This window comes from Microcystis sp. M_QC_C_20170808_M3Col (assembly GCF_007095505.1).
In the GTDB taxonomy this organism is placed as follows: domain Bacteria; phylum Cyanobacteriota; class Cyanobacteriia; order Cyanobacteriales; family Microcystaceae; genus Microcystis.
In genome coordinates, this window is the sequence record NZ_SFBY01000124.1 from 1 (window position 1) to 5,031 (window position 5,031).

The window sequence follows — 5,031 nt, forward strand, 5'->3', positions numbered from 1 at the left end:
TGACTTCTTTGCTGATGGATAAAAATGGGTCAGTAACGTTCGCTCAATCCTTTACGGGGTCAGCTTTTCAGCCATATTTTCGTTACCTGACCTCAAAAAATAAGCGAACGGTGAGTTAAAATTTTCCCGTCACAATGTTAAGAAATATAAATAACGCTAAGATTAAGGTAAGCAAAATCGTCATTATAAGAATAATGTTCCCTTCGCAACCCACCGAAAACGAACTCCTGAAAACTATCTTGGAACCTCTACTGGAGGATTTCACCCATTGGTTTTCCCGTTCCCGTCTCCTCCTCGAATCCGAGAGATTATCCTTTCTCAGCCTCGAGGAACAAAACGATTTATTGGCCAGAGTCAAAAATGCCCAACAGGAGGTGGCTACGGCTCATTTACTCTTTAAAACCACAGGTGGTCAAGTGGGTATTGAGGCCAAGATGTTGTTGCCTTGGCATCAGTTGGTGGCAGAGTGTTGGGGTGTCAGCAGTCGTCGTCGTCGATTACAGGGTTGGGGAGAATATCAATCTCCTCAAACTGACGCTTAATCTGAAACTTTTTGGTAAGCTAGAGAGTTGAGCGAATTTTTAGCATAAAGTTTTGGCAATTAGGAATATTCACACATAATTCATGGGAGACTTGGTCAATGCTACATCTGCTCTATATCCTCGCCTTCACGGTTATCGCTTTTTTGACCATTAATAATTTAATTCGTAGTCTGATTACTGTCAGCATGGATTCCCAGAAACGTCCTGCTAAATCGGGTAATTCCTATAATCCCTACGGTTATCCCATGACTTCCCATCCCGAACTTTTGGACGAGTCCGGACAAATAATCAATGAACCTTTGTTAGTGATTCGTTCTCTCACTGTCGAAGATGCTCGTCAGCAGTTAGATGCCATTTATAATTCTTCTCCCAGTGCCACCAAAGAGCAAGATGAAGAAATCTAATTGGTTCTAGAATGGCAGTCCTTGATAACAGACATATTTATCTACACGGTTTTGCTTCTGGCCCCCAATCAACAAAAGCGCAATTTTTGAGACATTGTTGGCAAAATAAGGGTTTAGCAATGGAAATTACCGATCTTAACGGTGATAACTTTTCTAGCTTAACTCTCACTCGTCAGATTGTTCAAGTCGGCCAATTGATTGAACAATCTCAGCTTCCCGTTACTCTGATTGGTTCCAGTTTTGGCGGTTTAACGGCAGCTTGGCTGGCAGAAACTTATTCTCAGGTGCAAAGGCTCGTTTTATTAGCTCCGGCTTTTAATTTCGGGCCGATTTGGTTAGGACAATTGGGAGCAGAAACCCTAGCCAATTGGCAAAAATCTGGGAGTTTATCGGTTTATCACTACGGTTATCGTCGTTCTCTGCCAATTTATTACAAATTCATCGAGGATTTAGCTAATTATCCCCAAGAAAAGTTAATCAGGCAGCTCCCCACCCTGATTGTTCATGGTCGTGCCGATGAGGTGATTCCCCTAGAAAATAGTCGCCATTATTGCATAAATCGCCCTTGGGTAAAATTAGTCGAATTAGATAGCGATCATGCCCTTACCGATGTTTTGACGAGAATCTGGGCTGAAATACAATTATTTCTCAATTTTTGACGAAAAAAGACCCCTCCTTCGATCGAAAAAAAGGGGTGGGTTAGTATATTTGTATTAGATTTTGAGAAGATTTTTCAGCTTCTCAGTCTAAAGACAAGAGATTTTCTCCTGATGTCTTCCCACTACCAAAGTCCGCGGATAGGAGATACACTAGGCTCGGTAGCGGGTTGAGGAGCAACTTCAGTAAAGGTTCTGGTTTCCGGGGGTAAAGCGGGAAGTCCCCAAGCGGGTTGTTTTTCGTTAAGTTCTCTTAAAAGTTGTGAGCGATTGCTGCTGGTGGTGATTTCCGATTTTAGTTTCAAGCGGGAAACCCAATAGGGACGAGCTTTACCCACATAAATTAACTTGCCATCTACCACTTGCAATAGTACATCGTCGCCACCGGTGGCATCCCCAACAATACGAGCGGTGGTTCCGTCAGCAAAGTCGCCACTGAAAATTTCTTTGCCATCCACTGTTACAGGTCTGATCAATTGGATGGACATAATGCCACCCACGGTTCCCCGGACGCGACCTAGTACATAGTCACCGGGGTTGAGTTGCGGCTCACCTCTGTAGGTGTTATGGCCGCGCAGTTGACTGATCAGGATTTCGTTATTTTCCGGTCCTGCTTGTGCGGGTACAGCGCCAACGGTAGTCAGGGCAACTAAACCGGCAAAACCAGCGACAAGGGAAATTTTGTTAAACACAATTACCTCAAGCAAAAAGTTAGTAAATTACATAGAGACGTTCTAGATTATAACTTAGTTCCCAATTTTGTCTATATTGCGAAATATTTGTTTAATAATTTGCCTATTGTTGATTTGGCTGGGATTTTGGGGCTGGGTGTTGGGGTGTTGGGTGTTGGGGTGTTGGGGTGTTGGGGTTTTAGGGGTTGGGTGTTGGGGTGTTGGGGTATTAGTTGAAATTCCCCTATTTCCCTATTTCCCCATTTCCCCATTCCCTAACCCCTATTCCCTAACCCCTATCCCCATTGGTGAATAATTCAGGATCGAGGATGGGTAGTTCGCTATCTGTTTCTGCTGGGGGAGAGGGTAACTGGAAACGATTTAAGGTTTGTTGAATGCGATCGAAAATGGTGATTTTTTGCTCGCTATTGTTCTGGGGTTCGGGAATAGGTTCCACTTCTACCGGAGGCTAAATACTAGAGGCCGGTTCGTTAATCTCCTTTGTCTCCGGTATGGTGGTTAAGGGAGATTCGATCGCTTCAGGGGTTTCCTCCACATTTTCTATTGTTTCTGTCTCTACTGGTTTTTCTTCCACTATTGGGCTTTCTGGCTCAATAACAGGATTTTCTTCCACTATTGGGCTTTCTGGCTCAATAACAGGATTTTCTTCCACTATTGGGCTTTCTGGCTCAATAACAGGATTTTCCTCCTCAATAACGGGGGTTTCCTCAACTATAGGGGTTTCTGGCTCAATAACGGGGGTTTCTTCCTCAACTATAGGGGTTTCTGGCTCAATAACGGGGGTTTCTTCCTCAACTATGGGAGTTTTTTCCTCTAGACTGGGAATGGTTTTATAGTTGGGATCAACAATGCTACGGGCAATTATAGGGGATAAATCGCCGCGGACTAATTGACTAAGGCCGTCTTGGTAAGAGGGATCAAAACTAATCACGCGCACGCTGGTATTAAACTCGTTTTCGATTTTATTTCCCTTACCATCGATGAATTCTAATTGTACCCAGTTATTGCCCTTGTCAAAACCCTTGAGATAGATCGGTTCCCAAGTATCAAGCAGAAAACTTTCACCGTTGACAGTGACACGAATGCGCCAATTTTGAAGACTATTATCCTCGTTGGCAGTATTGGGCAGACGTAGAGGAGCATTACTCAGATAAAAATCGAGCAGGATCGGTTCTGCACCGTAGATTCCTTGCGGATGACTGTAGGTTAGTAGGGGTAAGTTGTTATCAGGGGCATTTTTGCCTGTTTTTGTCAGAATATGAAAGGTTGTTTCAGCGAAGGCCCCATCATTTTTAAAACTTTCCTGCCAAGGCCGCAGGGCCAAGACGCGGAGGGTGTGAGTACCGGGGGCGAGATTTTCTAAGATAATCGGTTGCTTGAGGTCGTAGATAGCCGCTGCTGGTTCATTATCGACAATTAGGCTCAAGTGGGGTCCTAATTTCAGGGTGTCGTCTTGGAAAATTGGCAGATCCGACACTTGTAGTTTAACTGTCACCTGAGGGTCATCGAAAACTTGTTCGGCCAGAGGACTGAGAATCGTTACTTGGGGAGCGTAACGATCTAAACTGGGGCGCAGTTGCTGAATTAGGGCCGGGGGGGCAACCTCAGAAATGCGGCCTCGAACGACGGGAAGATTAGAGGTTTCGGAAGTGGGGAGATTGGTAGCCGTCAGGCGATCGCCACAGGCGGTTAACAGGGTGGTCAGTAAACCGATCACAAGACATATATGAAGGGTTTTGACTGGGATTAATTTATGTAGTAGGGATAGCACGTTCCTCCTAGAGCCAAGGCCAAAATCACTTTATAGCAAATAATGGGTTATTTAGGACGCTTTCAATTTTCAAACTCTTATCTGAACAGGGTTTCAGCGATGGATTGTCCTAAGCACCTTGGTCTTTGCTATACCAAATTGTCCGTCAAAAGCTGATACAAAAGTCTAGTCTCGTAAAACAGCAAGCGACACAGTCCATCCTTACCCAGTGCTTTAAAACTTGGCAACTATTGGTTGACTTCGATTTTTTGCCCGGTTTTCTCGTTTCGAGTAAAATAGGTGTGATTTCTGGAATTTAACCAAGAGTTCTTGGCTCTACCGAACCTGCCATGTAAAACTATCAACAACTCATGCTTGTAAAGCTTGTATACTAAGGCTTTGAGTTTTTGTTAGATTGATATTTATCAACTTTAGAGCATTGCTGGGCAAGTTTAGCAACAATCTCAGTTTTAGCGGGTTTATTAGGACAAATAGTAACCATTGCATGAGCGTATAAGTGAGAGCGCATTAAGTCGGAACCCTTCCAAGATTTCTTGATTTTATCTTGTTTGGCAGAAGTATCGCCTGAAATTTGATAGGAATAACCAGGACCTAAGTAAGCTTGAAATTTTCTCCAACTAATATCGTGATCACCTCTAAAATAAGGTTTTCCATTAACTAGGAATCTCTCGATAGGATAGCAGTGCAAAAGCAGTAAACTTTGAGTAACAGTGCCGAAAAGAAACAGTTCAAATACTCGACAATAATCCTTAAACTGCTCTAATTCCAAAATTTCTCTTAAGTTTAGCTCCTTAATTGCGATTCTATCCTGATAGGTGATAATGTCCTTAGCTAATAACTGACTATATGGCTCTTCTGGTTTCTGTGTGGAAACGAGGTCTATACTGATAGAATATCCGCAAAATAGTCCTAAAAGTCTTGTCCAATAAGCACTTCAGGATTCCATAAGCAAAAATTATCACACAA

At 43.3% G+C, this 5,031-nt stretch carries 5 protein-coding genes and 1 pseudogene; 3 read left to right on the plus strand and 3 right to left on the minus strand.

All coding sequences use genetic code 11. The features are described from left to right. Window positions 1–134: 134 nt before the first annotated feature. From EWV84_RS06000 to EWV84_RS06010, 3 genes are all read left to right on the plus strand, one after another. Entirely contained in the window at window positions 135–542 is a 408-nt protein-coding gene (locus EWV84_RS06000) for a DUF2605 domain-containing protein (protein ID WP_286824799.1), read from the plus strand. Between the two features lie 98 nt (window positions 543–640). After that, window positions 641–946, plus strand: coding sequence for a DUF2973 domain-containing protein (locus EWV84_RS06005; RefSeq protein WP_287077141.1), 306 nt, complete (start codon window positions 641–643; stop codon window positions 944–946). An 11-nt stretch (window positions 947–957) separates the two neighbouring features. Beyond that, on the plus strand, window positions 958–1,605 hold the full coding sequence (locus EWV84_RS06010) for a YqiA/YcfP family alpha/beta fold hydrolase (protein ID WP_287077143.1): 648 nt from the start codon (window positions 958–960) through the stop codon (window positions 1,603–1,605). Window positions 1,606–1,727: 122 nt separating this feature from the next. Here EWV84_RS06010 and EWV84_RS06015 read toward each other — a convergent pair whose 3' ends face one another. The 3 genes and pseudogenes from EWV84_RS06015 to EWV84_RS06025 form a co-directional block, all read right to left on the minus strand. Further along, on the minus strand, window positions 1,728–2,294 hold the full coding sequence (locus EWV84_RS06015) for a hypothetical protein (RefSeq protein WP_287077145.1): 567 nt from the start codon (window positions 2,292–2,294) through the stop codon (window positions 1,728–1,730). A 268-nt stretch (window positions 2,295–2,562) separates the two neighbouring features. After that, window positions 2,563–4,065 (minus strand): annotated as a pseudogene (locus EWV84_RS06020) (hypothetical protein). Window positions 4,066–4,435: 370 nt separating this feature from the next. Further along, complete coding sequence (locus EWV84_RS06025) at window positions 4,436–4,834, minus strand: hypothetical protein (RefSeq protein ID WP_287077147.1); 399 nt, start codon at window positions 4,832–4,834, stop codon at window positions 4,436–4,438. Window positions 4,835–5,031: the final 197 nt, after the last annotated feature.

What these genes read in the sequence shown, in the direction of transcription:
- EWV84_RS06000 (WP_286824799.1), top strand. Translation starts at nt 135, where the DNA reads ATGTTAAGAAATATAAATAACGCTAAGATTAAGGTAAGCAAAATCGTC.
- EWV84_RS06005 (WP_287077141.1), top strand. Translation starts at nt 641, where the DNA reads ATGCTACATCTGCTCTATATCCTCGCCTTCACGGTTATCGCTTTTTTG.
- EWV84_RS06010 (WP_287077143.1), top strand. Translation starts at nt 958, where the DNA reads ATGGCAGTCCTTGATAACAGACATATTTATCTACACGGTTTTGCTTCT.